This is a genomic window from Streptomyces sp. NPDC014623, assembly GCF_043088245.1.
GTDB lineage: Bacteria > Actinomycetota > Actinomycetes > Streptomycetales > Streptomycetaceae > Streptomyces.
The window spans coordinates 75,396-100,931 of record NZ_JBIBZU010000024.1 but is presented as its reverse complement, the minus strand read 5'-3'; the positions used below and the strand labels follow the sequence as shown (position 1 = coordinate 100,931).

Annotated in this window: 20 protein-coding genes and 3 pseudogenes; 14 read left to right on the top strand and 9 right to left on the bottom strand. The window is 69.3% G+C overall.

Annotated features, from left to right (window positions below):
- Positions 1 to 91: 91 nt before the first annotated feature.
- The 4 genes from ACF1FZ_RS30215 to ACF1FZ_RS30200 all read right to left on the bottom strand — a co-directional run bounded on the left by ACF1FZ_RS30215 (position 92) and on the right by ACF1FZ_RS30200 (position 4,036).
- Positions 92 to 1,072 (bottom strand): hypothetical protein, encoded by a 981-nt coding sequence (locus ACF1FZ_RS30215; protein ID WP_391776563.1) that lies wholly within the window; start codon positions 1,070 to 1,072, stop codon positions 92 to 94.
- A 187-nt stretch (positions 1,073 to 1,259) separates the two neighbouring features.
- Complete coding sequence (locus tag ACF1FZ_RS30210) at positions 1,260 to 1,484, bottom strand: hypothetical protein (RefSeq protein WP_391776562.1); 225 nt, start codon at positions 1,482 to 1,484, stop codon at positions 1,260 to 1,262.
- 268 nt (positions 1,485 to 1,752) lie between these two features.
- Positions 1,753 to 2,910, bottom strand: coding sequence for a serine hydrolase domain-containing protein (locus ACF1FZ_RS30205; protein ID WP_391776561.1), 1,158 nt, complete (start codon positions 2,908 to 2,910; stop codon positions 1,753 to 1,755).
- Positions 2,911 to 2,944: 34 nt separating this feature from the next.
- On the bottom strand, positions 2,945 to 4,036 hold the full coding sequence (locus ACF1FZ_RS30200) for an alpha/beta hydrolase (protein WP_391776560.1): 1,092 nt from the start codon (positions 4,034 to 4,036) through the stop codon (positions 2,945 to 2,947).
- 161 nt (positions 4,037 to 4,197) lie between these two features.
- Between ACF1FZ_RS30200 and ACF1FZ_RS30195 the strand changes: the two genes are divergently transcribed.
- Together ACF1FZ_RS30195 and ACF1FZ_RS30190 are read left to right on the top strand one after the other, a co-directional pair.
- Positions 4,198 to 6,603 carry a helix-turn-helix domain-containing protein gene (locus ACF1FZ_RS30195; protein ID WP_391776559.1) on the top strand — a complete coding sequence of 802 codons (2,406 nt, stop codon included), beginning with the start codon at positions 4,198 to 4,200 and terminating at the stop codon, positions 6,601 to 6,603.
- A gap of 215 nt (positions 6,604 to 6,818) precedes the next feature.
- Positions 6,819 to 6,968 (top strand): annotated as a pseudogene (locus tag ACF1FZ_RS30190) (IS256 family transposase); the annotation flags it as partial.
- A gap of 15 nt (positions 6,969 to 6,983) precedes the next feature.
- Here ACF1FZ_RS30190 and ACF1FZ_RS30185 read toward each other — a convergent pair.
- Complete coding sequence (locus ACF1FZ_RS30185) at positions 6,984 to 7,847, bottom strand: LysR family transcriptional regulator (RefSeq protein ID WP_391776558.1); 864 nt, start codon at positions 7,845 to 7,847, stop codon at positions 6,984 to 6,986.
- A gap of 93 nt (positions 7,848 to 7,940) precedes the next feature.
- On the opposite strand from ACF1FZ_RS30185, the gene ACF1FZ_RS30180 reads away from it, so the two are divergent.
- The 4 genes from ACF1FZ_RS30180 to ACF1FZ_RS30165 all read left to right on the top strand — a co-directional run bounded on the left by ACF1FZ_RS30180 (position 7,941) and on the right by ACF1FZ_RS30165 (position 12,252).
- Positions 7,941 to 8,678: an SDR family oxidoreductase gene (locus ACF1FZ_RS30180; protein ID WP_391776557.1), complete on the top strand. Its 738-nt coding sequence runs from the start codon at positions 7,941 to 7,943 to the stop codon at positions 8,676 to 8,678.
- 207 nt (positions 8,679 to 8,885) lie between these two features.
- Complete coding sequence (locus ACF1FZ_RS30175; protein ID WP_391776556.1) at positions 8,886 to 9,827, top strand: hypothetical protein; 942 nt, start codon at positions 8,886 to 8,888, stop codon at positions 9,825 to 9,827.
- A 392-nt stretch (positions 9,828 to 10,219) separates the two neighbouring features.
- A complete protein-coding gene (locus ACF1FZ_RS30170; protein WP_391776555.1) occupies positions 10,220 to 10,822 on the top strand; it encodes a GNAT family N-acetyltransferase in 603 nt (200 codons plus the stop codon).
- 1,133 nt (positions 10,823 to 11,955) lie between these two features.
- The gene (locus ACF1FZ_RS30165) at positions 11,956 to 12,252 is read left to right on the top strand and encodes a hypothetical protein (RefSeq protein WP_391776554.1); all 297 of its coding nucleotides are present in this window, start codon (positions 11,956 to 11,958) and stop codon (positions 12,250 to 12,252) included.
- Between the two features lie 572 nt (positions 12,253 to 12,824).
- On the opposite strand, the gene ACF1FZ_RS30160 is transcribed toward ACF1FZ_RS30165, so the two are convergent.
- Positions 12,825 to 14,375 (bottom strand): FAD-dependent monooxygenase, encoded by a 1,551-nt coding sequence (locus ACF1FZ_RS30160; RefSeq protein ID WP_391776553.1) that lies wholly within the window; start codon positions 14,373 to 14,375, stop codon positions 12,825 to 12,827.
- Between the two features lie 873 nt (positions 14,376 to 15,248).
- Between ACF1FZ_RS30160 and ACF1FZ_RS30155 the strand changes: the two genes are divergently transcribed.
- The 8 genes and pseudogenes from ACF1FZ_RS30155 to ACF1FZ_RS30120 all read left to right on the top strand — a co-directional run.
- Positions 15,249 to 16,310: a fatty acid desaturase family protein gene (locus tag ACF1FZ_RS30155; RefSeq protein ID WP_391776552.1), complete on the top strand. Its 1,062-nt coding sequence runs from the start codon at positions 15,249 to 15,251 to the stop codon at positions 16,308 to 16,310.
- Between the two features lie 209 nt (positions 16,311 to 16,519).
- Positions 16,520 to 16,915, top strand: a complete 396-nt coding sequence (locus ACF1FZ_RS30150) for a DUF6879 family protein (protein WP_391776551.1) — start codon at positions 16,520 to 16,522, stop codon at positions 16,913 to 16,915.
- A gap of 19 nt (positions 16,916 to 16,934) precedes the next feature.
- Positions 16,935 to 18,119: an urease subunit gamma gene (locus ACF1FZ_RS30145; protein ID WP_391776550.1), complete on the top strand. Its 1,185-nt coding sequence runs from the start codon at positions 16,935 to 16,937 to the stop codon at positions 18,117 to 18,119.
- A gap of 5 nt (positions 18,120 to 18,124) precedes the next feature.
- A complete protein-coding gene (locus ACF1FZ_RS30140) occupies positions 18,125 to 20,086 on the top strand; it encodes an urease subunit alpha (protein WP_391776549.1) in 1,962 nt (653 codons plus the stop codon).
- A 110-nt stretch (positions 20,087 to 20,196) separates the two neighbouring features.
- Positions 20,197 to 20,871 carry an urease accessory protein UreF gene (locus ACF1FZ_RS30135; RefSeq protein ID WP_391776577.1) on the top strand — a complete coding sequence of 225 codons (675 nt, stop codon included), beginning with the start codon at positions 20,197 to 20,199 and terminating at the stop codon, positions 20,869 to 20,871.
- Between the two features lie 42 nt (positions 20,872 to 20,913).
- Positions 20,914 to 21,615, top strand: a complete 702-nt coding sequence (ureG, locus tag ACF1FZ_RS30130; RefSeq protein ID WP_391776548.1) for an urease accessory protein UreG — start codon at positions 20,914 to 20,916, stop codon at positions 21,613 to 21,615.
- The gene (locus ACF1FZ_RS30125) at positions 21,612 to 22,448 is read left to right on the top strand and encodes an urease accessory protein UreD (protein WP_391776547.1); all 837 of its coding nucleotides are present in this window, start codon (positions 21,612 to 21,614) and stop codon (positions 22,446 to 22,448) included. The genes ureG and ACF1FZ_RS30125 overlap by 4 nt, the downstream gene beginning before the upstream one ends.
- Positions 22,449 to 22,506: 58 nt before the next feature.
- Positions 22,507 to 22,908, top strand: a pseudogene (locus ACF1FZ_RS30120) (transposase); the annotation flags it as partial.
- Between the two features lie 133 nt (positions 22,909 to 23,041).
- Here the strand turns inward: ACF1FZ_RS30120 and ACF1FZ_RS30115 are convergent.
- The 3 genes and pseudogenes from ACF1FZ_RS30115 to ACF1FZ_RS30105 form a co-directional block, all read right to left on the bottom strand.
- The gene (locus tag ACF1FZ_RS30115) at positions 23,042 to 23,341 is read right to left on the bottom strand and encodes a hypothetical protein (RefSeq protein WP_391776546.1); all 300 of its coding nucleotides are present in this window, start codon (positions 23,339 to 23,341) and stop codon (positions 23,042 to 23,044) included.
- Between the two features lie 494 nt (positions 23,342 to 23,835).
- On the bottom strand, positions 23,836 to 24,705 hold the full coding sequence (locus ACF1FZ_RS30110) for a GyrI-like domain-containing protein (RefSeq protein WP_391776545.1): 870 nt from the start codon (positions 24,703 to 24,705) through the stop codon (positions 23,836 to 23,838).
- 368 nt (positions 24,706 to 25,073) lie between these two features.
- A pseudogene (locus ACF1FZ_RS30105) lies at positions 25,074 to 25,468 on the bottom strand (transposase family protein); the annotation flags it as partial.
- Between the last annotated feature and the right edge of the window lie 68 nt (positions 25,469 to 25,536).

The window sequence follows — 25,536 nt, the reverse complement described above, 5'->3', positions numbered from 1 at the left end:
TGGCCGTGACGCCCGTCACGTCTCGCCCATGGAAGCTGCGCCGCCTGAGACACCTGCGGGGCTGAGACACCCCTCCCGGGAAACGATGCCGTCATGTCTGTTCCCTGCCGGGAGCGCAGCAGCACCTGCTCGTCCACCTCCTCCCCGGCACCAAGAAGGCCGCACGGCTGACCACCAAGGACGTCCGCACCTTCCTCGACCGGCTCCGTACCACCTGCCGGTGCTGCACCCAGGGCCTGGACACCGAACGGAAGCAGTGCTGTGCCAGGGTGCCGAACATCTTGTCGGCAGCGTCGGCGAGGACCGGGGACAGGTCCATGCCCTCGGCGCCACCGGCCGCCAGGGGCCCGGTGGTCACCGTGCGGGGGGCTGCCGGCGTTTCACCGTTCTCCAGCTGGTCCCCCATGCCGGCGAGGCCATCGCGAAGGCCGTACGCCTCCAGCCGCAGCACCCGGTGCGGCTTCCCCTTCGTCACCAGCAGGCGGCCCGCCGAGGTGTCGATGCCCGATGCGGGCGTTCCGTTCACGCTCAACGGCCGCTGCCCGGACGCGCCCGACGCCTTCGAGCCGTTCGCTGTCGGCAGCGGTGACTTCTCCAGGTCAGCCAGGGCCTTGTCCAGCACGGCCGCCAGCGCTGACGGGGCGATGGTGCGGGCCAGCGCCTCGTCCATCGGCTCGGAGCCGTCGTCCAGCCCCACGGTCCACTCGCTGGGCGGCGCCTTCTCGCCGGCCCCCACGTCCTTCCTGGGGGCGGGGTCGACCTGCCACCGCGTGAACTTCTTGCCACCGATGCGCAGCGGGTCCCGGCCGTTGTCGCTCCGGCCGGAGGACGTGGTGCCGAACTGGCTGCCGCCGGCGGTGACGGTGATGTCGTTCTCGGTGATGCCGGGAGTCGAGGTGTCCTTGTAGCGCAGGCCAGGGGCATCGGCCAGGGACTCGACAGCTTCCCTGAACGGTTGCAGGTTCCGTTGTGTCCTGGCCTGCCGCTCGTCGGATCCGGAGTTATGCCCGTCCAGTGCCAGCAGTCCGGCAACCAGCGCCAGGACGAGGGTCGGAATGCCGCCCAGCAGCACAAGTCCTGGACGGCTGGTCGGCTCCTGGAGCCGGCGGAACCCGGCTCCCCGTCTCTGCCTCGGCAGATGACCGGGCCGGGGTGGTGTGGCCGGCGGTGACCCGGGCTTTGCGCCTTCCGTGGGGGTCGGCTAGGTCATGTCGTTCCCTTCGATCGGTCGGTCCTTCGTAGGGCCGGCGGCCCGTCGCCTACCGCTGGCACGAGGCGATGACCAGGAGCAGGAGGAGTGCGATGCCGATCATCGGGAGGCAGCCGACGGTTTCGGGGTTCTTCCGGTTGATCTCGACGCTGCCGCCCGGGACGAGTTGGGGGTGGCGGTCGGCATAGTGGGCGGCCGAGAGATCCTCGGCCTCGGACTCGGTGGTCCACCGTGTGGAGAAACCACACTCGCCGCACCGGTAGCGGTATGCCATGTCGGCTCCTTGATGCCGTGGGTAGGGGTGGAGGGTGGTGTCACGCCTGCCTCGGCGTGGCACGGGGGGCGGGCCGGAGGGACGGCCGGTGGGGCCGTCATGAACGTCCGGCCCGGGGGCGGCCGTGGTGGGGCGCTGTCCGCGCAGTGCCCAGCCGTAGGAGGGGCGGGCCGGGACCTGGCCGGTTGGCACCGGGAGCCGGGGGGAGGGGCGGGGGCGGCCCGGCCGGGCCGCCCCCGCCCCGTGCCGTTCTGTGCGGGACGGGGGATCAGGGGCGCTGTGCCGCGTCCTCGCACAGAGCCGTGTCCAGGAGTTCGTGCAGTTGGTCGGCCGGTGGGTTGATCTGGAACAGTGCGTTGGTCACGACGGATGCGTGCCGGCCGTTCCCGGCGACCATGGTCTGCGACAGGTAGCCGGGCACCCCGCCGCTGTGGCCCCAGGCCACGATGCCGCAGGACAGCTCCTTCCTGCCGATGCCGAGGCCGAAGCTGACACCGGGTCCGGCCTCTCGCACCTTCTGCATCTCGGCCAGGCCCACGGCCGAGACGACCCTGCCCGCGACCAGCGCCTGATAGAAGGCGGTGAGGTCCTCCAGCGTCGAGGTCATCGCCCCCGCGCTGCTGAAAAGGGACGGGTCGTAGGTGAGGGCGGGCGTCCAGAAGTAGAAGCTCCCGGCGCGTACGCCGTGATAGCCGTTGACGGCCGGGGTGGGCAGGGCGCGGTCGCCGGGTGCGGGGAAGAAGGTTCGGCTCAGGCCCAGCGGTTCGATGACGCGGCTGGTGACGGTCTCGTGCACCGGCTGCCCCGTCACCTTCTCGACGAGCATGCCGAGGACCAGGTAGTTGGTGTTGGAGTACGTGAAGCCGGCCCCGGGTGCGGAGACCGGTGCGTAGCTCAGCCCCTTGCGCACCAACTCGGCCAGGTCGTACGTACCGTCCGGGTTGGATACGGGCTTGTCGACGACCAGCTGAGGGGTGTACGCCGCGAGGCCGCTGGTGTGCTGGAGCAGCTGGCGTACGGTGATGCGGGTGCCGTCGTAGCCGTTGCCGGTGACTACACCGGGCAGGTAGTTCGCGATGGCCGCGTCCAGCGAGACCTTGCCCTCGTCGACCAGTTGCAGCACCACCGCCGCGGTGAAGGTCTTGGTCTGGCTGCCGATGCGGAAGTGTTCGTCCGGCTGGATGGGCCGGACGCTGTTGACGGTGCCCGTGCCGGCCGACAGCGTCCAGGATTCGCCGGCGTCCCCGGCGCGGATCGCGGCGCCCGGCCCCGCGCTCGCCTGGAACGCCTTGAGCGCCGCGAGTGTGGCGGTGTGGTCGTCCTCGGCCGTCCGGGCATGCGCCGCCGGGGCCGCCAGCGTCAGCAGCATCGCGCACACGGCACCGGCCACGAGGGAGAGTTTGGTCCTGTTCCGTTTGATCACCATGGTGTGCACTCCTCGGAGAAAGGTCACTGTGACGTCAGTTCGTCGCCGCTGTCGCGAAGGCGGCTTCCAGGCGCGGGACGTAGTCCGCGAACGCGGGGGCCCAGCAGCCGTAGGTGTGGCCACCGTCGCAACCGGGGGAGAGCGATGCCCCGTTGCCGTAGTCGACGAGCCGGCTGGGGATGCCGAGCCGGTCCAGACGTGCCTTGACGGTGGCGGCGGCAGTCGCGGTGTGGGCGTCGATCAGGCCCCGGTCCCCGGTGTAGAGCGTGACCTCGGTGTCGTGGAGCTTGGACAGGTTGGCCGGAGCGGCGGGATCGTAGGCGTTCCAAAGGTGGTCGGCACCCAGAAACGGGTACGGCGAGCCGAAGACCGCGTCGCTGTCGACGTACGGGCCGTAGCCGGTGCACTTGCCGGTGCCGGACGGGCTGGAGGAACTGCTCACCGCGCACCAGGCGCCCGTGAGGTTGAGCTCTGTGGCCAGGACCGCCGCGCGGACCTCGGCCTTGGCGAAGTCGATCCCGCCGGACAGCGAAGCTGTGTGGCCGAACAGGCCGGGCCGGGCCTGGGCGTAGTGCAGCGCGCCGGAGCCGCCCATGGACAGGCCGACGACTGCCCGGTGCGCACGGTCGGGAACGGTGCGCAGGTTGGCGTCGACATAGGGGATGACCTGCTCCAGATGGAAGGTCTCCCACCTGGCCGCTCCCACCGCGGTGTTCTGCATCAGCCAGTCGGTGTACCAGCCTTTGAGGCCGCCGTCCGGGACGACGGTGATCATCTTGTCGGAGCGCAGGGCGGGAGCGGCCACCGCGTCGTTCACGCTGCCGCCGCCTCCGTGCAGGAAGTACGTGACGGGCCACCGCTTGTCCGGGTCGGTGGCATATCCGCGAGGCAGGAAAACGCGGATCTTGTGCGGGCCGGACACCTGCGGTGTGGTCACGGTGATCGTGAAGTCGGTGCTGGAGTGCACCTCGGTCGCATCGGCGGCCTCCGTCAGGCCGAAGCCGTCGGTGAAGTCGGGGATGACCGGTGTGTCCGCCCGGGCGGCGGGGCCGATGAGTGCGGTCGGTACCAAGGCCGCGAGCAGTACGCCGATGGCGCGAAGGCGGCGAGGCGTCAGAGAGCTCAACCTGGTGTCTCCTCTGCGTGATGGGGCCGGCGAGGCCGCCGGCTCGACAACGGTGGCGTTCGCGCAGCTCAGGGAACAGGCCAGGAGACCGGCCATGTGTGACCGGTCGTCACGCTACGCTCTAGCTGGCCTTCGGTACCCGTGTGAGCTGGGAGCCCGGATTGACGGACGAACTAGGCGCGCTCCTACGCCGGTTGCGCAAGCGCACCCGCCTCACGCAGGAGCAGTTGGCGGAGCGGTCCACGGTGAGTGTGCGCACCATTCGCAGGCTGGAGACGGGCAGGTCCACCGACCACCGGCTGAGAACACTGCACCTGCTGGCGGACGCCCTCGAGGCCGGGACGGAGGAACGGCGGCAGCTGACGGGCACGCTGGACAGGGCGCAGCAGGCAGCGGCCGTCGAGCCGCCGCGACCGGCACCGGCCGCACCGGCCGCACCTCCAGAACCGGCACCGGCCGCACCGGCCGATCCGCCGGCCGGCGGGCTCGCCGACGCCGCTGCCTCGCTGGCCCGTGAGGTCAGGCGCCGCTGGCAGCGCGAGGAGGGACACCGCCGCGTCCACGATCCTTTTCCGCTCCCCGTTCGATGGCAGCCGGTTCCGGCCGAGTTGATGGATCACCCGGAGAACATCCAGCGCCTGCAACCGGGAGCCACGCCTCAGGGCCTGAATCTGAGCGGTGACCTGCGGAGCGTGGTCGAGACCTACCGGAGCATCGCCTCAAGGAGACTGGTGGTACTCGGCCGGGCCGGCTCCGGAAAGTCGGTGCTGGCCGTCAAGTTCGCCCTTGGCCTCCTCGCGGCCCCCGCCGCTCCGGCCCGGGTACCGGTGATCTTCAGCATCGGGTCGTGGGACCCGACCACCACCACGTTGCGCGACCTCCTGGTCGACCGGCTCCTACGGGATCACCCGCACCTGGGCCGCCGGGTCCCCAGCGGCTCGACGCTGGCCGCCGCGCTGGTCGACGCCGACCTGATACTGCCGGTCCTGGACGGGTTCGACGAGATCGCAGAAGCCCTGCGCGCAGCGGCACTCGAAACGCTCAACGCAACCTCACTTCCGCTGGTCCTGACCAGCCGCCGGGACGAGTACGCTCGTGCGGTCCGCGCGGTGCACGCACCGTTGGTGTGGGCCGCCGGCATCGAACTCACCGACCTCACGGTCGAGGACCTCGCCGCTTACCTCCCCCGGACCGACCGGCTCGTCGCCCACGGCGGCGAGGGCGGTGGCGCGGGCGTGTGGGATGCCGTCCTGGAGCGGCTGCGGGTCCGTGACGCGCCGGCGAGCACCCAGCTCGCCAAGGTGCTGCGCACCCCCTTGATGGTCATCCTGGTGCGGACGATGTACAGCGAAGCACCCGGAAAGGACCCGGCGGAGCTGCTCGACACCGCACGCTTTCCCACCGCGAGCCACCTTGAGGAACACCTGCTGGCAGGCTTCGTACCCACGGTCTACCGGCGCCGCGCTCCCGAACGGGCCGACGCCGGCCGCGGGCAGCGAAACCGGGACCCGGACCAGGCCCGGCGCTGGCTCGGCTATCTGGCGCACAGTCTGACCCAGGGCGCGCACGACCAGCAGGACCTCGCCTGGTGGCGGCTCGGCCAGAACCTGCGGGTCTCCACACGCGTCCTGCACACCGTGCTGGTCTCCGCGCTGTGCATGGCCATGGCCACCTGGCTCGTGCAACTGCTTGCCATCGCCTCCGGGCACGCCGAGCCGGCGGGGCTGGGGCCGTCCTTGCTGTACGGGGTGCTGGTCGGGGCGTTCTCCGGTACCGCCTTCGGCGTCACGTACTTTGCGCTGGCCGTGTCCGGGCGAACCGCCACCGTTCCGTCCCGGGTGCGGCTCAGGCTGTCCGCCGCGGACCGTCGGGCCGGACGGAGACCCCTCCGCACGTTCTTCACCCGCTTCGGGTTCATGCTGCTGGGGGGCTCGGTGCTGGGAATCGGGTACTCCTGGGCGGTCGCCCTGGTGAGTGTGCTGAACAGCGAGCTCACCCTGTCGCACACGGAACTGATGAAGATCGTGCTCATCAACACGCTGCTCTACGGGCTGATCATCGGCCTGACGGCCGGGCTGGTCTTCGGGCTCCTGGCGGCGTTCGAAGCGCCCATGGACATCACCGCCGCCGCCACGCCGATCCGGCTGCTTTCCGTCAACCGTACGACGGCGGGCCGACAGCTCCTCGTGCTCGTTCCGGCACTCGGTCTCGGAGCAGTCCTGTGCGGGTACGCCATGGTCTACCTGTTCCAGGGACTGCTGGGAACACTGCGCTGGCCGCTGCAGGAAGCTGTTCTCCTCGGGGCGACCGGGGGGCTGGGCGGGGCGACGTCCTACGTGCTCGCGTTCACCGCGTGGGGACAGTGGCTGACCCTGTCCCGGGTCTGGCTGCCGATGACCCGCAAACTGCCCTGGGACACGGTCGCCTTCCTGGAAGACGCCTACCAACGAGGTGTGCTGCGCCAAGCCGGTGCCGTCTATCAGTTCCGCCATGACCGGCTGCAGCGGCACCTCGCCCAGTCCTACCGTCGTCGGCACACCGGCCGCGCACCGGACGAGGGACCGTAAACCGTTCGGTGCAACTCCTGATCATGGAGGCTGCGCCGATGACCGATGACCGATCGTGCAGACCTGAGTCGTCCACCTGCTGCGGAACTTCTTCCGCTGTGCCGCCCGCCAGGACCGGGACGAGATCGCCGAGATCCTCAGGCCCGTCTGCACGGTGCCGACCGAGGAAGCCTCGCTCGAACGGTTCGCCGTGGTCGCCGGCACGTGGGGCCGGAGAGACCGCCGCCCTGAAATGCGTCTGCAAACCGATCATGTCCCTGGACCCCACCGGCAAGGGGCGGACCCGCTGGGCCCTGCGCTGGAAGACCGCCCTGAACGCCTTCGGCGTCACCTTTGACGATCGGTTCTCCGTAGCCCGTCAGTAGCCCCGACCACCCTGGTCATAGCTGTGTGGCCGTGCGGATCAGCCCGGCGAGGGCGAGGGAGCGGCTGTGCGCGGGCCAGGCGATGTGGGTGACCACAGGAGTTGCGTCGGTCAGGGGGACGGCGGTGTGCTCGGCCCATAGCCAGGCGCGGGCGGAGTCGGGGAAAACGGCCACTGTGCGTCCGAGGGCGATTAGCTGGGCCAACTGCGTCTGGTCGTGGATCTCCGGGCCCGGGCCGGGTGGGTAAGTGCCGTGGCGGGACCAGCGGGCGAGCGGAAGACCGGGGATGTCGCTGACGTCGGCCAGGGACAACGTCTTGTGCGCGGCGAGGGGGTGCCCGGCGGGCAGGATGGCGATCTGCCCCTCGGTCAGCAGTTCCTCGCTGTCGAACCCGGCGAGGGAGTTGAACGGCGCGTGCATGAGCGCCACGTCAGCGCGGCCATCGCGCAGCAGCTCTGCCTGCTCACACATGCCGCTCGGCAGCACCTCGATCTCGGCGGCGTCGGGTTCGGCCGCGTAGGCGTCGAGGAGTTTCTGCAGCAGCTCGTGAGACGCGGCGGCCTTCACTGCCAGCACCAGGCGGTTGCGGGGGCCGCCCGGACTGTCGGCACCACCGGCGCGACGAGTGCGGCGAGCGGCGGCGGTGGTCGCGTCGAGGGCTGCGCGGCCCTCGTGCAGCAGCACCTCTCCGGCACCGGTCAGGGCAACACCACGGCGGTTGCGTATCAGCAGGGAGACGCCGAGGCGCCGCTCGAGCTGCTGGATCGCCCGGGACAGCGGCGGCTGTGTCATGCCGAGGCGCTCGGCGGCGCGGCCGAAGTGCAGTTCCTCGGCGACGGCCAGGAAGTATCTCAACTCGCGGGTCTCCAAGGTATCCATGGCCACAACATACCTCGGTGATACCTACCGGGTATGGCAGGGCACCGTATCGGTGTTGGATGCACCGCTTGTCCGCGAGCGAACATCAACGGCATGAGCGAAACGAAGATCGCGCTGGTGACCGGCGCGAACAAGGGAATCGGGTACGAAATCGCGACCGGGCTGGGCGCCCTCGGCTACCGCGTGGGCGTGGGAGCCCGCGACGAGGCACGGCGCGAGTCCGCCGTCGAGAAGCTGCGTGCCGCCGGGGCGGACGCGTTCGCGGTGCCGCTGGACGTGACCGGCGCCCAGAGCGTCAGCGATGCCACGGAACTGATCGAACGGCAGGCCGGGCGCCTGGACGTCCTGGTCAACAACGCCGGCATCTCAGGAGAGACGGGGCCGGGGTGGGCGCAGGACCCAACCACGCTCGACCTCGACGTGGTCCGCAGGGTCGTGGAGACCAACGTCATCGGCGTCATCCGGGTGACCAACGCGATGCTGCCGCTGCTGCAGCGCTCGACGTCGCCACGCATCGTCAATGTCTCCAGTGCCGTCGCCTCCCTGACCCGGCAGGTCGACCCGGACATCGAGACAGGCCCCGTCATGGCGGCCTACGCGCCCTCGAAGTCGTTTCTCAACGCCGTGACCGTGCAGTACGCCCGGCAGTTCGCCGACACGGGCATCCTGATCAACGCCGTCTGCCCGGGCCTGGTCGCGACCGACTTCACCGGCTTCCACGGACCCCGTACTCCCGAGCAAGGCGCAGCCACGGCGATCCGGCTCGCCTCACTGCCCGACGGAGGCCCCACCGGCTCGTTCTTCGAGGACGATGGCGTCATCCCCTGGTAACCCTCAACCTGCCGTGAGGCACTGTCACGCCGGCTGACCGGGTGAGACGGTCTCCGGGGTCGACCATGGTGGAGGGGGACGGCAGGCCGTCACCGGTCTGTTCGATCACCTCGCGCATCAGGGCAACCGCTGTCAGGCGCCCCCGTACGCGGTGCCGTCCTTGCCCGGATCGCACGCGTCGGCCCGGACCCGGCGCGTGAGGACACGGTGCGCCGTCTGACCGGCCTCGCGGCCAACTCCGGGATGAGGAGCGCGAGGTCATCGACGGGACCGACATCGCCGCCTGGCGGGGCGGAAGCCGCCGAGCACTCCTGCGGCAAGCTTTCTCCGGACTACGACGAAGCACTGGCCACCGAGCGGGACGAGCAGCGTCGCCGCGATCCGCGAGAGACCCGGGACTGGATGGCGGCCGGCGACCCGGTCGATGCCCAGGACTCGTCGATGCGTTCGTACGACGCCGCCCTTGCCGAGCTTTCCGCTCTGTTGGGCCTCTTGAATGAGGAAAACCTGCGAGTCCGGACCCGCGCCGCCTATCTGCTGGCCTGGTTTCCCGAACCGGCGGATATCTCCGTGCCTCTCCTGCCGGACCTTGCTGCGCGCGAACACGACGGCGTCGCCGAGGCCACCTCACTCATGGCGGCCGGCATCCTCGGCACGCCCGCTCTTGCACCTGCTCTCGCCACCGAGCCGGATGCCGAGGACGCCCTCGTACGCTGGGCGGCTGCCACGGCGATCGCCCAGAGCGCACGAAGCGCCGACGCTGCCGACCACTCGCTTCTCGAGCGGGCTGTTGCAGAATTCGCTGCCGCGGCTGCAGCCCCTGCGCCTGTACTCGTGACCGATTACGACGACGGCGACTTCCGCGGCCTCAGCGCCGACATCCTGATCGCCCTTCCTCCTTCCGCGGCCTCGCGCGCCGCCGTCGCCGCCTGCCTGCCGTCCATCGGCCCCTCGCAGACGCTGTTCAAGGCGAAGGCCGTCCTGCCGGCCCTGTTTCCCGCCCCCCTGCCCAGTCCCCGTGCGCGAGTCTCCATCGCCCCCGGCAACAGCCGCTGTGCGCCCTCTCCGCCCTCTCCGAAGGGTGGTGGAACACCGCGGCGAGCATCGGCGAAACCCTCACCGCCTACGGACTTCCGGCCACTCAGGTAGAGCTGCGCACATACGTAGGGCTTCTCCCGACAAGGTGAGGATGCTGGCCGCCGGGTATCTGGCACCCTGCGGAAGGAGCAGGACTGCCCGTGCGGGTCCTGCCGTCCCGCTCGCCGGTGCGCCGATCCAGGACAGGCCGGGCGCACATCCCGTAGCGCGTGTGAGTGGGTGGGCTCGTGACAGCAGGCGGGCGTCAGCAGCGCGGAGTGCTGGCTGCCTGACAGCGGGGTGCGTATGCGGGTCGGTCTGCTGTCATGAGGTGACCAGGTGGCTGCTGCTGCCCGGTCGGCATCGGGTGGGCCGGCTGTCATGGAGACGGCTGCTCGCAACCACGTGCTGCTGAGTGGAGAAACTTGGTGGTCCCGGCTTGGAGGCGCTCATAGCATCCGCCTATGAGCGAAGACATCAGGGTTACAGGCGGCGAACATGACGCAGAGGCTGAGAGGGAGTTCTCCTGGCGGGCCAGGTCCGTCGGTCTTGCGGCACTGGACACAGACGACGCCGAGCTCATGCACGGCTGGCGGTCCGACCCCACAGTTGCCCACCACATGGGCATATGGCCACGCTCACTCACCGCTATGCGCGAGCGCATCGAGCGCGACGTCGAGGACGACGACCGCGACGACTTCCTCATCCTTCTTCCTGACAGCACCCCTGTCGGTCATATTGCGCTGACCGGCCAGAACATCGTCGACGGCACGGCCCGGATCGAGTTGATGCTCGCTGCTCAGCACCGCCGGCACGGCCACGGCTCCGCCGCCCTCGACGCTGTGGTGGACCTGGCCTTCGGCGAACTCCCGATGTACCGGCTCACGGCGGAAACCCACACCGACAACGCCCCCGCACTCGCCGTCCTCGCCAGATCCGGCTTCACCCAGGAAGGGATCAGCCGCGCCGCCTGCCTCCACCGCGGCAGCCGCCACGACCTCGCCGTGTTCTCACTGCTCCGCCCCGAATGGGAAGAACTGACCCGTCCTCGTGCCTGGACCACCTGATGACGGGTCCTGGCGTCGACGTCCACGAGGTCCAGGCCGTCGACGCCGGCTGACCGGCTGCCCGCTGACCTGCCGTGGTGAGTGCGCACGGCTGCGGAAAGCAGACCTCCGGGTCGTGGTGGGTTTCCCGGCTGTCGACTCACCACGGCAGGTCAGGGGCGGGCACGGCCACTCACCACGACAGATCCGCAACTCCCCTTGTCGAAACTGCGGCAGGGTGCGCAGCACGGCCCCAGCGCATCCTGGAGGGGTAAGGACAGTTGCAGGTACTCGGCAGGCTCCACCGCGTCTCCGGGGCCGTTGCGGTAGGCGGGGGGCCCGGCTTCGTACCGCCAGTGGTCGTGCGTCTGTCACCGGGATCACAGGGGGGCGACGACCTCCTGGTCCCCGGGCGGCAGCACCCGTATGGGCACCGGCGCGGGGCGGAGGACATCGTCATGCCTTCCACCGTACGGACGGACACCCGCAACCGCCGTAGCCACCGGCCCGGACGGCCGGCCGCTCTCCGCAAGGGTCCGCCGACCTCATAGGTGGAATGAGCGATCACGAGCAGCAGCCAGCCAGCCGGCCCCGCACCGCGGCAAGGTCCTGGAGGCCCTCGCGCGGCGGAGCGGAAGGTCTTCACCCGGCCCGCGCCGAAATCCGCAAAGGCACAGGTGAAATTCCTTCTCACGCGGGCCGAGGGGTCGACCAAGACCGTGGCGGAGCGCCTGGGCGTCTTACGCCGCGCGGTGGAGCGCTACCGCGCCGGGAAGTCGACGGCCCCGCAGGAGTATCTCCGGGCCGCCCTGATGGAGGAGGCGGAATGCGGGCGGAAACCGCAGGCCAGGGCACAGGCACGTGCAATCCCTCGGTTTGGTGCCGGTGGTGGTGGGAGTCAGTGGTGCCGGTCCGGGCCTGTGGTCCTCCAGCGCTGGTCAGTGGGATGTCAGTGGTGGGGTCGTCACTGTCGTAGGGCGAGGGATTCGGGTGGGACATCGCTGGCGTAGGGCTTTGCCTCGGGCAGGTGATGCTGTCTCAGGTATAAGGATTCTGATGCGGCCGGTCGTGAACAATGTCCCCTGGCCGACCGCCGGACCAAGCCGGCGGGGCGCCCTGCGAAGCAGCCCGGCCCAAGCGCTACAGTGCGCGCCGTGGACATACCTGACTGGTTGGTCTGGATCGCTCTCGCTCTGGCTGTTCTGCAGGCCCTCGCCCTTGTTCCCGGTGTCCGCCGGTTGCGCGGGCCCGACCCCACGGTGCGTGCCCAAGCACGTCTGGACCTGCTGGATACCGTCGCGAGCCTGCTGCTCATCGGTGGCCTGTTGCTGCATCTCGCGGTAAGGGAAGTGTGGATCTGGCTCTCCCTCGTCGGCTTCGCGCTCATGGCCGCCGTCTACTCCGTGAAGGGCGTTCACCTCCTCCGCGCACGCCGCCGCCCTACGGCTTGATCCGTAAGGTCCGGGGCTGTCCGTCTGTCCGTCTGTCCGTCTGTTCGTCTGTTCGTCTGTTCGTCCAGACCGGTGGTGCGGCGGCGGCCTGGACGAAGACAAGGTGTTCGGTGGCGAGCCCGGTACGCGGCGCCGGTTCCAGCTGTGATCCGGTGCCCTCCGGAGACGTTGGGCCGCTGCGGGCCGGTCCGGTGCCCAGTGGGCGGCGGCCGGTGTCCACCGGTTCGTCATCACCGCCGCGCTCCGGTGAATCGCCGGGTCCACGGCGCGCGTGCACGCGTACGAGTGAGGACTCCCACGACGTCCACTTGTTCAACACGCGGTATACGGATGCCGCGGTGACCTTCTCCGCCGGGGTTCTCTCGGCGGAGACGTCTGCACTGGTCACCGGCTCGCAGGGTGCCGGGAGCCGTAACACCGGCGGAGGTCGTGGCGGTTATGCGTGACGGCCGGTGAGAGCTCCGGGCTGCTGCTGGGCCGGGACTGGGGTGCGGGTTGCCGCCACACCGGGTAGGTGCGGCGGCCGTGGGTGGACCCGGCTTGTGGTGCGAGCCAGTCGGCGAAGCGGCGGGTCAGTCCGGCGTCACCGCACCCTCTGGCACTCCGAACCACTCCTCCAGCACCTCCGCGGGCCCGGCCGTCGGCGCCTGCGCCCCCGTGTCGGCCGCCCAGGCGGTGAAGCCGTCCGGACGGACGAGGACCGCCGCTAGTTCCGGACGGGACGGACAGCCGGCCGTCAGGGTGTCGACGCGGTCGGCATACCCCGCGGTGAGGTTCCGGAGCTCCGGGTCGTCGGTGAGGTCGAGCAGGAGCGCCCGGCCGCCGTGGAGGTGGTCCGCGAGGCGGCTACCGTCGGCGAGCTCGAGGTCCGGGGCGCTGCGGCCGGTCAGCGGGTGCTCGCCCGGCAGCTCGTAGCGCACCCCGGCGCTGTTGAGCCGGGCGGTGAGGTACGTGGTGCCCGTGACCGTTTCCGCCAGGTCGCTGACGATCTCGCGCAGGGCCCGGGACTGCGGGTCCGGGCGCATGGCCGCGACCTGGGAACGGGTCCATTCAAGGATCCTCGCACCGACCGGGTGCCGTTCGGCGGTATAGGTGTCCAGCAGTCCTTCCGGTGCCCGGCCGCCGATCACCGCGGCGAGCTTCCAGCCGAGGTTCATCGCGTCCCCGATACCCAGGCTCAGCCCTTGGCTGCCGAACGCGGAGTGCACGTGCGCCGCGTCACCCGCCAGCAGCACTCGGCCTTTGCGGTACTCGGTGACCTGGCGGGCGTGGTCGGTGAAGCGGGTCGCGGTCCGCACCCCGGTGATCGTGACGTCCACGCCGGAGACGCGGCGCAGCCTCGCCTGGAGGTCCTCGGCGGTGACCGGCGCGTAGCGGTCGGCCGGCGGGCCGTCGAACTCCACGGTGACGATGCGGCCCGGCATCGGCCCGTGGGCGTAGACCCCGGTGGCCGTGGCGGCCCAGCCGACCGTCAGGTCCTCAGCGCCGGTCATCTCCACGACCGCCTGGTGGCAGGTGATCTCCGGATCCGTGCCGGGGAACGCGAACCCCGCGAGCTTGCGGACCGTGCTGCGGCCGCCGTCGCAACCCACGAGCCAGCCGGCGCGTACGTCCCCGTGGCTGGTCCGCACCGTGACGGCCGCGTCGTCCGCGTCGAAGCCGGTCAGCTCCACTCCTCGGCGCACGTCGACGCCGAGCTCGCCGGCCCGCCCGCCGAGCAACCGCTCGATGTCCTGCTGCGCCACGAAAGCGATCTCGGCGGCGGGTCCGGTGTCGCCGAGGCCCGGCTCCGCACGGTCGACCAGGTCGGCGCGCAGCATGATTCCGGCGAAGTGCCCGACGAACCCGAGCCCTTGGCCCGCGGCCCAGTCTCCGCCGTTCCGCTCGCGCATGAATGCCTGGAAGCGGTCCATCGCCTGCCGCTGCAGCTCGGCCAGCGCGGGCAGCATGCCCCGGCGGTAGAGCGCCTCGGCGCTGGGCGTGGTGATCGCCCCGCCCTTGATCGTCGGGTCCACTTCGGTGAGGCGCTCCAAGACGGCGACCCGCGCGCCTCCGAGCCGGAGCTCGCAGGCCAGCATCAGTCCGACCGGGCCGCCTCCGGCCACCACTACGTCATAGTCCATGGCGCCGACTATGACCGAGGGCCGGAAAGGCCAAAAAGGCGCCGCGGTGTCAAGGAGCCGACCCCGCGAGGAGGAACGGTAAGCGGGACATCCGGAGCATCGTTGCCCTCCCTCTCCCCAAGGGGTGTTCACGGTGCCGGCCTCGGCATCGGTGTCGTACGCGCGCATCCACGTCATGCAGACCTGCCGCCCGCGAACTGCCCGGCACTGCGCCGGACCGGACGGTGTCCGGACCTCTCATCAGCGTCTCCGACGGCCGGTGACACCCCCCAGATCATGCCTTCGACAGGGGGGCACAGTCATGCCGGGCCCGGAGGCCAGCGGCCCTCTTGCAGGACCGCGAAAAACATAACGGGGGCTGGTGGAACCGCTCGACGACCGGCAGCACCGCCTGGCCGTGAGCGCAGCTGAGGAGGGCCGGGACATAGGTCAAGACCCTGAGCCGGTCGCTCGCCATCGCACACAGGGGCGGCTTCGGCACGGACGTGGATCGTGCGTGGGCAGAGGCGTGGTCGAGATCCGGCCACACCTGACCCCTACACCGGCTTGTGTACCCTGAAGTCAGGATGCCCCGGCGCATGGCTGTTCTTCCCGGATCTTGGGGAGAGGTACTGGTGTCCGCGCCGAGTTCGTGACGCGCGCTGAATCCCAGTGCTGTGCCAGCACCGTGTGCAACGAATCTGTCGGACACCTCCCCACGGCGATGTGACAGATCAAATACCCCTACCGCCCCGCCCCGATTCCGTGTGCGACGTGCTGTTGTGACGTCGTCCGCGTGCGGGCCGGCGCCGGAGATTGAGGCATCATGCCGATCACCCGTAGTCCTTCGACGACCGCCTGTCTCCGCTCTGTTCGCGAACGACAGGACCGACGATGACCACAGACACGACCCAACGCGCGAGTGACACCGCACCGATTCGGGAACGCCGGGCAGGCAGTGACTTCTCGCGGCTCTCCAAGCAGATCAAGGACGCTGGACTGATGCGGCGTCGCCCCTTCTACTACGGCGTGCGCATGGCACTGGTGACCGCGGCCTACGCGGTGGGCTGGCTGGCCTTCGTGGCGGTCGGCGACAGCTGGTGGACGCTGCTCACCGCTGTGTTCCTCGCTGCGGTCTTCGGGCAGGTCGCGCTCGTCGCGCACGATGTCGGTCACCGGCAGGTGTTCCGGCGCAGCCGTTCGAGCGCACTGATCGGGCGGCTCGCCGCCAACATGGGGATCGGCATGGGGTACGGCTGGTGGCAGGACAAGCACTCCCGCCACCACGCGAACCCCAACCACGAAGAGCTCGATCCGGACGTGGCGCCCGACATCCTGGTCTGGAGTCAGGCTCAAGCCCGCAAGGCCACCGGTCTCCCTCGCCTGCTTGGGAAGGTGCAGGCGTACCTGTTCTTTCCGCTGCTGACGCTGGAGGGCTTCAACCTGCACGTCGCGGGAGTGCGGGCGTTGGCAGACCGTACGCTGAAACAGCGCCGGACAGAGGGAACTCTTCTCGTCGCTCACTTCGTCCTGTATCTCGGCGCGCTGTTCCTCGTGGTGTCCCCGGGGAAGGCCGTGGTGTTCCTCGTCGTGCACCAGTGCCTGTTCGGGGTCTACCTCGGAGCCATCTTCGCCCCGAACCACAAGGGCATGCCGACGCTCACCGGCGGCGACCGGCCCGACTTCCTGCGCCGTCAGGTCCTCACTTCCCGCAACGTGCGCGGAAACTGGTTCACGGACGTGGCGCTGGGCGGGCTGAACTACCAGATTGAGCACCACCTGTTCCCGAGCATGCCCTCGCCGAATCTGCGCAAGGCACAGCTCCTCGTGCACCGTTACTGCGACGAGCTGGACGTGGCCTACCTTCAGACCTCGCTCCTCGCCTCCTACGGACAGGCACTCAGGAGCCTGCACCAGGCAAGCAGCCCGCTGCGGCAGCAGTCGCGCCTCGTCTGAGGCCAGCGACAAGGAAGCGGCCACCGCAGCGGGAACATGTTCGCCGACGACCGTTGGAAGGCGGTCCCTCAGGACCCCGCTCGGTGAGGGGCGAAGGTCACGCGAACACTCGAAGGCGGACGGCTGTGGCCGCGGACGGCGGAGCGCGAAGGACGGGCCGGGCAATGCCCGAGCTGCGTAGTGCGTAGGGCCGGAACACCTCGAGCTCCGTGCTGAAGGCCCGCCGGGTCCGGATCGTGTCCGAGTCCGTCACCGGCTGCATCCGCTTCGAACACGCCATCACCGAGGCCAGCCTCCGCGTCGGCGAACAGATCCGCCGGCTTTCCTGCCACCGCGCCTCCCCCCTCGCCTTACCGGCCAACGACTTCTGGCTCATAGGCGACCGGATCGTGCGGTGGGACATCTTCTCCGGTGACGGCGAGGCCCTGGAGCCCGACCACACCGAGGACCCGCAGGCCGTCAAGCTGTGCGTCGAGGCGTTCCGCTCGGTGGGACCTGGCAGCCGATCACACCGACACGCACGCGAGCCGCCCGCGAGGACCCGCGGACACCGGTCACGGCAAGCCCGGGCCTTTACGACGTCGCCATTGAGCTCTCCGCCGTAGCCACAGAGCCCGGACAGGCATGCCGACCGGGACTCGCACACGCGAGGGGGCAGGGAGGCCGACACCCGCGCTGACGGCAAGAAGATCAACGACACAGGCCGACGTCAGTAGGTCCATCACACCGGGCCCGCCCCCGCCTGAGCGGGGGCGGGCCCGGCCCGTCACCTGGCATCCGGAGAACTGCCCTTCAGCCCGCGTGTCGACCACTGCTATGACAGCCTCTACACCATTTCCTCCGGGCGTACTGCACACAATCACTCATCTGGGTGCCGACCGGACGAAGAACCCATACTCGGCCCGTCGGCGTGATCAAGATGGCTGCACTACTTCGGGTTCGGCCTGCACTGCCCAGAGGGGCGGTCTGCTGCGCTGGAGGCCGGGGCGAGGGCCAGAGACCTTGCCTTGGCTGCCGACTGCTGCGTGGAGCAGGTCCGAGCTCGTGAGGCCCAGGACAGACGTCCTGAGCATGAGCGAACGCAGGGAAGTGGCTGTGCACCTGACTCCGCATGAGCAGGAACGCTTGATGTTGCACGTGGCGGCGGATGTCGCCGAGAGGCGGCGGGCCCGGGGGGTGCGGCTCAACTATCCGGAGAGCATGGCGCTGTTGAGTGCACATGTGCTGGAAGGGGCCCGGGACGGCAGGACCGTCGCCGACCTGATGTCTTCGGGGCGGAAGGTGTTGTCCCGGGAGGAGGTGATGGAGGGTGTCCCGGAGATGATCGAGAACGTGCAGGTGGAGGCCACGTTCCCTGACGGCACGAAGTTGGTCACCATCCACAGTCCGTTCTCCGAAGTGGGCAAGGACGAGGAGCCGATGGTCTGGCCGGGGAAGGTGGACTTCTCCACGCGCGAGGGGGACGAGGTGGTGGTCTTCAACGAACGTAACCGGCAGGAGGGCCAGGTGACGAAGCTGACGGTCGAGAATCCGACCGACCGTCCTGTGCAGGTCGGTTCCCACTATCACTTCGCCGAGGCCAACGACGGACTGAAGTTCCCCCGCATGAAGGCGTGGGGCAGACGCCTGAACGTCCCTGCCGGCAGCTCCGTACGTTTCGAGCCCGGAATCACCGAAGAGGTCGAACTCGTGCCCATCGAAGGTGAGCGCGTGGTCCACGGTCTGCGCGGCAAGGTCAGGGGCCTGCCCGAGAAGACCAAGGGCTCCCTCGACAACATCAAAGGGCCGTCCGGCAAGGAGCAGGTGTGAATTCCATGACCGATTGCCCTGACTGTTCCTGCTGCCAGACGAAGCCGGCACCCCACGCCCCGCTCCCTCGTGCCGATTACGCGGACCGGTTCGGTCCGACGGTCCGCGACCGGATCCGGCTCGCCGACACGGCGCTGCAGATCAAGATCGAGGACGACTGGTCGGGCGGTCCCGGACGCAGTGGCAACGAGATGGTCTTCGGCGGTGGCAAGGTGATCCGGGAGTCGATGGGGCAGTCCATCGCCCCGCGCGACCCCGGCAGAGGCAGGAACGCCACCGCTGCCGACGGAAGCGTCGTTCTGCCTCCCGACACCGTCATCACCGGCGCCGTCGTGCTGGACCACTGGGGCGTGGTGAAAGCCGATGTCGCCATCCGTGACGGTCACATCGTCGCACTCGGCAAGGCGTACAACCCCGAGACCATGAACCCGCTGCACAAGGATCCGGTCAGTCACAACGGCGTCGGTCCGAAGCCCACCGACTTCGTCATCGGTCCCGATACCGAGGTCATCGCCGGCAACGGCCGGATCCTGACCGCCGGCGGGATCGACACGCACGTCCACTTCGTCTGTCCCAGTCAGATCGATGAGGCGCTGGCCGCTGGGGTAACCACCCTCATCGGGGGCGGAACGGGTCCGGCGGAAGGCAGCAAGGCCACCACCGTCACGCCGGGTTCTTGGCATATCGACCGGATGTTTGAGGCGCTGGACGGCTTCCCGGTCAACATCGGGCTGCTCGGCAAGGGCGCCACCATGTCCAAGGAGTCCATGTTCGACCAGGTGGAAGCCGGTGTCATCGGACTCAAGGTCCATGAGGACTGGGGTGCCACCCCGGCCGTCATCAACGCCTGCCTCGAGGTTTGCGAGAAGACCGGTGTCCAGCTCGCCCTGCACGCCGACTCGCTGAACGAGGCCGGCTTCGTCCAGGACACCATCAAAGCCATCAAGGGCCGCCCCATTCACATCTTCCACGTGGAGGGCGCCGGAGGCGGCCACGCTCCCGACATGATCAAGATGGTGAGCGAGCCGAACGTACTGCCCGCCTCCACGAACCCCACCCGGCCGCTGACCGTCAACACGGTCAAGGAGCACTTCGACATGGTGATGGTCTGCCATCATCTCAACCCCGCTGTCCCTGAGGACCTGGCGTTCGCGGACTCCCGGATCCGGCCCTCCACGATGGCCGCCGAGGACATCCTCCACGACCTCGGCGCCATCTCGATCATGTCCTCGGATGCCCAGGCCATGGGACGCATCGGTGAGATGATCATGCGTACCTGGCAGACCGCGCACGTCATGAAGACGCGCCGCGGTTTCCTGGAGGAGGACAGGCCGGAGAGCGCGCCGAAGGGCAAGAAGGCCAAGGGCGGAACGCCGGTGGACACGACGCCGGAGGCCGAGCCGCTCTTGGCCGACAACAGGCGTGCCCGCCGGTACGTCGCGAAGTACACCATCAACCCGGCCCTCGCCCAGGGGATCGGTGCCGTCGTCGGATCGGTGGAGACCGGCAAGCTGGCCGACCTCGTGCTGTGGGAACCGAAGTTCTTCGGCGTCAAGCCGCACCTGGTCATCAAGGGCGGGCAGATCGCCTACGCACAGGTGGGTGACGCCAACGCGTCCATCCCCACCCCACAGCCGCTCCTGCCGCGCCCCATGTGGGGGGCCACCGGCCAGGCGCCAGGCTCCCTCTCGTACAACTTCGTCACTGAGCGGGCCATCAAGAAGGGCCTGGCCGAAGGGCGCAAGCTGAACAAGCGGTTCAAGGCCATCAAGGACACGCGTTCCGTCCAGAAGGCCGACATGAAGGAGAACAGCGCCACCCCAGACGTCCGTATCGACCCCGACACCTACGAGGTCGTCATCGGCGGGGCCAAGGTCACGGACGTGACGACCTTCGTCGACGACCAGATCGTCGACCGCGCCTACGTCTCCGAGCTGCCCATGGCCCAGCGGTACTTCCTCTTCTGAGCCCTTGCCACAGCGCCCCCAGTGACCCAGAAGGCAAAGGGCTGTCCCGCCAGGAATTGCGGGACAGCCCTAAGGCAGAGGAAGAGATGAAGAAAGCTGGCCTGCATCCTATGAACCGTGCCGCGTTGTTCGTCCTGGCCGACGGCCGGTTCCCCGCCGGAGGGCACGCTCACTCCGGCGGCACCGAACCAGCTGTGGCCGCGGGCCGCATCAAGGACGCGGACTCGCTGGAGGGCTTCTGCCGGGGAAGGCTGCACACCGCGGGCCTGGTCGCGGCGGCGCTGGCCGCCGCAGCCGCGGCCGGCCACGATCCACTGGCACTGGACGAGGCCGCAGACGCCCGCGCCCCGGTGCAGGCCCTCCGGACCACCGCCCGCAAACTCGGGCGGCAGATGATGCGCGCGGCCCGCGCCACCTGGCCGTCGGCCGAGCTGGACCACCTGGCCGCGGCACGCCCCCAAGGCGCTCACCAGCCCGTGGTCCTGGGCTTGGCCGCCCGGTCGGCCGGGCTGTCCCCACTGGACGCCGCGTACGCCGCGGCGTACGAATCCGTCAGCGGGCCGGCCACCGCAACGGTCAGACTCCTGAGCCTCGACCCGTTCGATGCCACCGTCGTCCTGGCCCGCCTGGCACCGGAGCTGGACCAGGTCGCCACAGCAGCCACCCAGGCCGCCCAGCGCATCCCTCAAGACGGGGCCGGCGCCCTGCCCGCCGCCTCCGCACCACTGCTGGACATCAGCGCACAGCAGCACGCCGCCTGGCCGGTACGTCTGTTCGCGTCCTGACCATCCACAACGGGACAACGAGACATCACACAAGGAGTACGTATGCACCTCGGTCACGATCTCGACGAGAAGTTCCCCCACCGCCACACCTGCACGGCCGCCGCCTCCGAGCACCCCGACGGCACGAGGCGCGCCCTGCGGATCGGCCTGGGCGGGCCGGTCGGCTCCGGCAAGACCGCCACCGTCGCCGCCCTGTGCCGAACGCTGCGCGCCGAGATGTCCATCGCCGTGGTCACCAACGACATCTACACCCGGGAGGACGCCGACTTCCTGCTGCGCGAAGCGGTCCTGCCGCCCGAGCGCATCCAGGCCGTCGAGACGGGTGCCTGTCCGCACACGGCGATCCGCGACGACATCTCCGCGAACCTCGAAGCCGTCGAGGACCTGGAGAAGGAGGTGGGTCCGCTCGACCTGATCCTGGTGGAGTCCGGCGGCGACAATCTCACCGCCACCTTCTCCAAGGGCCTCGTGGACGGGCAGATCTTCGTCATCGATGTGGCCGGCGGCGATGACATCCCGCGCAAGGGCGGTCCCGGCGTGACCACCGCCGACCTCCTGGTGGTCAACAAGACGGACCTCGCCCCCCACGTCGGTTCCGACCTCGAGAGCATGGCCCGGGACGCCAAGGCCCAGCGCGGCGACCTTCCCGTCACCTTCACCTCCCTCAAGGAGGAAGGTGGCGTAAAACCGGTCGCCGACTGGGTCCGCGAGCGTCTCGTCCACTGGGCCGCAGGCCTCGCATGACCCTCATCACGCAAGAGGCCGTGCAGACCGCCCAGGAATCGGCTGTCGTGGGCGTGCAGGCCGCGGCCCGCATCATGGCGGCCGTCCGAGGCGGCACCACCACCTTGCCCGTCCTCGACGGCGACGGCCCCTTCGAACTCCGACGCCTGCGCTCACGCGGCACCGAGGCCCGCGTGTGCGTCGTCGGCGCCATGAGCGCCCCACTCGGCGGTGACCGACTCCGCATCGAAGCCACCGTCCAACAGGGGGCGGTGCTCCACGTCACCTCCGCCGCCGCGACCCTCGCCCTGCGAGGCTTGACCCAGGAACACGCCACCTACGACGTACACCTGACCGTCGCAGAGCACGCGGAGCTCCACTGGCTACCCAAGCCTCTGATCTGCGCGGCCGGCTCCAACCTGCGCCAGACATGGACCGTCGACCTCGCCCCCACCGCACGGCTCATGCTGCGCGAGGAACAGATGCTCGGACGCACCGGAGAGCCACCCGGCCATGTGGCCACACGACTCACCGTTCGGCGCGACGGTCACGTTCTCCTCGAGCAGCAAGCCGAGTACGGTCCGGGCGTACCCGGCTGGGACGGACCAGCCGTCCTCGCCGATCACCGCGCGACCGGGCAGGTCCTCGTCGTCGACCCAGCCTTCGAGAACAGCCCTCTTGAGCCCCGGCTCCATGGCGGCACCCCGCAGGACGGGTACGCCGCCCTGACTCCACTCGCAGGACCCGCTGCGCTCGTCACCGCCGTCGCCCCGGACGGCCTCCGACTGCGCCGCCTCCTCGACACGGCACAAAGCACTCGCTCACGGCATCGGCCAATGCAGGAGGGGCTGTAGTAGTGCTTCGTTACCTTGGGTGATCTCACCTGGTGGTGGGCATCTTTCGAACGCGGAACTGGGGGATGTCGAGTGGCTCCGGGGTGCGTTGGCAAAGTTCGTGGATGATGTGTTCGGGTCGTTGCCGCGGCGGGATCAGCGGCGGTGGGGTGCGTGTTATCTGCGGGGTCTGATGCTGGACGGTCGGCGTAAGTCGGTCCAGCCGATGGCCGAGCGGCTGCCGGACGGGAACATGCAGGCCCTGCAGCAGTTCGTGAACCAGTCGCCGTGGGATCCGTTGCCGGTGCGGCGGCGGATCGCCCGGAGACTGTCCGAGGTGATTGCGCCGCAGGTGCGGGTGATCGACGATGTGTCGTTTCCCAAGTGCGGCCGTGCGTCAGCCGGGGTGGCCCGCCAGTACTGCGGGGTGCCCGGGAAGCGGGCGAGCCGCCAGGTCGCGGTCAGTGTCCACGCCGCGGCGGGACAGCGTTTACCACCGACGCCGGCGGCAGAGACGCCTGGCCCGATCGCCCCTCGAGTACGAGACCATCATGACCCCAGCCGCAGCCCTGGCTGCATAAACTCCGCTGTCACCCAATCCTGCAGCAGTCCCGTCATTTCGCGTCGGTGGCTGGCTCATCCGGGGGTTCGCTTCTGGTTACGCCTGTGCAGGCCAGTACCGCCGTGGCGGTGGCGTTGAGGAAGAGCATGAACGTCCAGGACATGTCCGGTGCGTCGATGCGCCCGACGCGGAGAGGCTCCTCCCCTGCCTGGAAGAGGAGGTCGACGGTGGCGCCGAGGGCCAGCGTCGGCCGGCCGCGCTTTTGAGTGATACGGGACCGTGTCCGGTAGGTGTGTGCGAGGCGGGCGGCAGGAACCAGGCCGTCCCAGACGACGAAGGTCCCGCCGGTCATCAACGCGTCGCGTGCAGGTCCACATGCCGGGGTCTGCTCGCCAAGCATCACAGCGAGCCCCTCGCGCGTCATGACCCGACCCGGCGACAGGACGGCTGCTGACTGAGCGTCTGTGACAAGTAGCCCGCCTCCCAGGTGACAACCAGACTGTTTCAGTCTGGCCCTTTTGCCAGCCTGTTCGGCTCCGCCGGTGACAACTTATCGAGCCTCAGCACGTTGGGCGGGCTGCCGTGCGGCGCTCTGGCGGCAGCCCGCCGAATTGGGCCGAAGCACTGTGGTCGACACCATCGGTGCCCGCTGACCTGCGACTTCGGTTACGCAACGCACAGTGAGGGTCACCAGGTCGGCGCGCTACCTGTCACCAGCAGCGCGCGAGGCACGGTGGGTGTCACTCTGCTCCGGCGGTCCGCCGGTCACCCTGAACCGGACAGGAGCATCCATGCGTCAGCCGTTGTGGCTGAGGGCTTCAGCCGCGCTCGATGGCCGGTAGTGCGTCACGCCGGTTCGACGGGCAGCCACAGCTCGCAGGTCGCGGTGCTGAAGTCGTCCGCGCGCTCAAGGATCGCGACGATCGAGGGCCCCGGTCGCAGCCGCCACGGGTTGGCAGGGAACCACTCGGCCGCGGTCGCCGCCCAGGTCTTTTGCAGGGCCTGCGGATGCGGTCCGCTGGTACGGAAAACCGCCCACCTCCCGGCCGGCACCTCGATGGCGTCGAGGCCGTCCGGGGCCGGTGTGTCCCGGGCGAGGGCGACTCCGTGCAGGTAGGTCAGTTCGCTTCCCTCCCTGCCGTCGGGATCGAGGTCGTCGCAGACCTGCAGCAGGCCCTCCGGTTCGGTGGCGCTGAGGGCCTTCAGCCGCAGATGTTCCTCTTGCGGCAGTGCGGCAATGTGCTCCTGGATGTGTGGGTTGACGCCCTGGTGGATGAGCGGGACCCGGGTTGCGTGTCCGACCAGCTGGAACGCAGGTCGGTCGACGAGACGGGTGTCCATCGGGATACTCCCTTCGACGGTCAGGCGGAACCTGAGCTGCGGTTGTGTGCGCAAGGGGCCTCCATCGCGGCGCACGTCACTGGGGCCGACACCGTGGACCGCCCGGAACGCACGTCCGAACGCCTCACCCGAGCCGTATCCGTGCCGGACGGCGATGCTCAGCAGATCCGCCTCGCCCCGGACGACGTCTGCGGCGGCAACGGTCATGCGCCGCCGCCGCACGTACTCGGACAGCGGCATGCCGGCCAACGACGAGAACATCCGGCGCAAGTGGTATTCGGTCGTGCCGAGCGCCCCCGCCAAGCCCTGGACGTCGGGCTCCTCGGCGAGGTGTTTCTCGACGAGATCGACGAGCTGGTTGAGTGCCGAGATCATGAGGCCTCCCTTTCGACTCCAAGCCTGGCAGCAGGCACCCCAGGCGCACCCGACCGTCGCGAACCGATCCGATCATGCGCATGGACCGACGCGCAGCAGACACACACTCCTGCCACTGGGGAATCGCGGTCAGCTCCGTCGGGCCGCCGGCACGTCCACGGCCGGTCCATGAGGCGCGCGGAGGGCGTGGACTCGGGAGGCGACCGGCGAGCCACCCCTTGCCCACGCCGTCGTCCTCAGCGGTTTCGCCAACTGGACGCTCAGTCACAGCCGGTCGGGGCGCGCGCCCGAGGGCCCTGGTGACAACATGCCCGCCCTGATGACAACCATCGTGCTTCGGCTCAGGACGGTTTAGGGCTCACAGAGAATCAACATGCTGACTTGATCTCTGTGGGGTTGCTGTTCGTGAGGAACGCGGTGGTGTCGGCGGATGTGCGGAACCTGGCTGTCGAGGGTGAAAGGGCGCAGCCGTGGTCGGTGAGGAAGGGCTGGGTTTGGTGCACGGCTCTGGTGATGGTGCTGCCGTTGACACCGAAGAGCTGGGCGATCAGGTCTCGTGTTCCGAGTTCGCCAGGTAGAGCACGGTGGCCAGGAATCGGTCGGCGGTGGTCAGTCTGTCCCGGGCGCCGTGAGCCCGGATGCGGTCTCTTCCTCGTTGCTGGGACCGCCCGTTTTCACATAACTCATCGAGTTTTTAAGACAGTTGGTCGACGAGCTCGTCCAGTGCGGCTTCGGCCACGCCGGTCAGTTCCGGGTTGCGTAGATAAAACCTCAATGCGTCACTTGAATGCCGGGACGCCTGTCCCCGTTGCCGGGTAACGTGATCACATG

Coding starts and splice junctions, on each gene's coding strand:
- ACF1FZ_RS30210 (WP_391776562.1), bottom strand. CDS start 1,484: ATGGCATACCGCTACCGGTGCGGCGAGTGTGGTTTCTCCACACGGTGG.
- ACF1FZ_RS30205 (WP_391776561.1), bottom strand. CDS start 2,910: ATGGTGATCAAACGGAACAGGACCAAACTCTCCCTCGTGGCCGGTGCC.
- ACF1FZ_RS30185 (WP_391776558.1), bottom strand. CDS start 7,847: ATGGATACCTTGGAGACCCGCGAGTTGAGATACTTCCTGGCCGTCGCC.
- ACF1FZ_RS30180 (WP_391776557.1), top strand. CDS start 7,941: ATGAGCGAAACGAAGATCGCGCTGGTGACCGGCGCGAACAAGGGAATC.
- ACF1FZ_RS30170 (WP_391776555.1), top strand. CDS start 10,220: ATGAGCGAAGACATCAGGGTTACAGGCGGCGAACATGACGCAGAGGCT.
- ACF1FZ_RS30160 (WP_391776553.1), bottom strand. CDS start 14,375: ATGGACTATGACGTAGTGGTGGCCGGAGGCGGCCCGGTCGGACTGATG.
- ACF1FZ_RS30155 (WP_391776552.1), top strand. CDS start 15,249: ATGACCACAGACACGACCCAACGCGCGAGTGACACCGCACCGATTCGG.
- ACF1FZ_RS30145 (WP_391776550.1), top strand. CDS start 16,935: ATGCCGACCGGGACTCGCACACGCGAGGGGGCAGGGAGGCCGACACCC.
- ACF1FZ_RS30140 (WP_391776549.1), top strand. CDS start 18,125: ATGACCGATTGCCCTGACTGTTCCTGCTGCCAGACGAAGCCGGCACCC.
- ACF1FZ_RS30135 (WP_391776577.1), top strand. CDS start 20,197: ATGAACCGTGCCGCGTTGTTCGTCCTGGCCGACGGCCGGTTCCCCGCC.
- ureG (WP_391776548.1), top strand. CDS start 20,914: ATGCACCTCGGTCACGATCTCGACGAGAAGTTCCCCCACCGCCACACC.
- ACF1FZ_RS30125 (WP_391776547.1), top strand. CDS start 21,612: ATGACCCTCATCACGCAAGAGGCCGTGCAGACCGCCCAGGAATCGGCT.
- ACF1FZ_RS30115 (WP_391776546.1), bottom strand. CDS start 23,341: ATGACCGGCGGGACCTTCGTCGTCTGGGACGGCCTGGTTCCTGCCGCC.
- ACF1FZ_RS30110 (WP_391776545.1), bottom strand. CDS start 24,705: ATGATCTCGGCACTCAACCAGCTCGTCGATCTCGTCGAGAAACACCTC.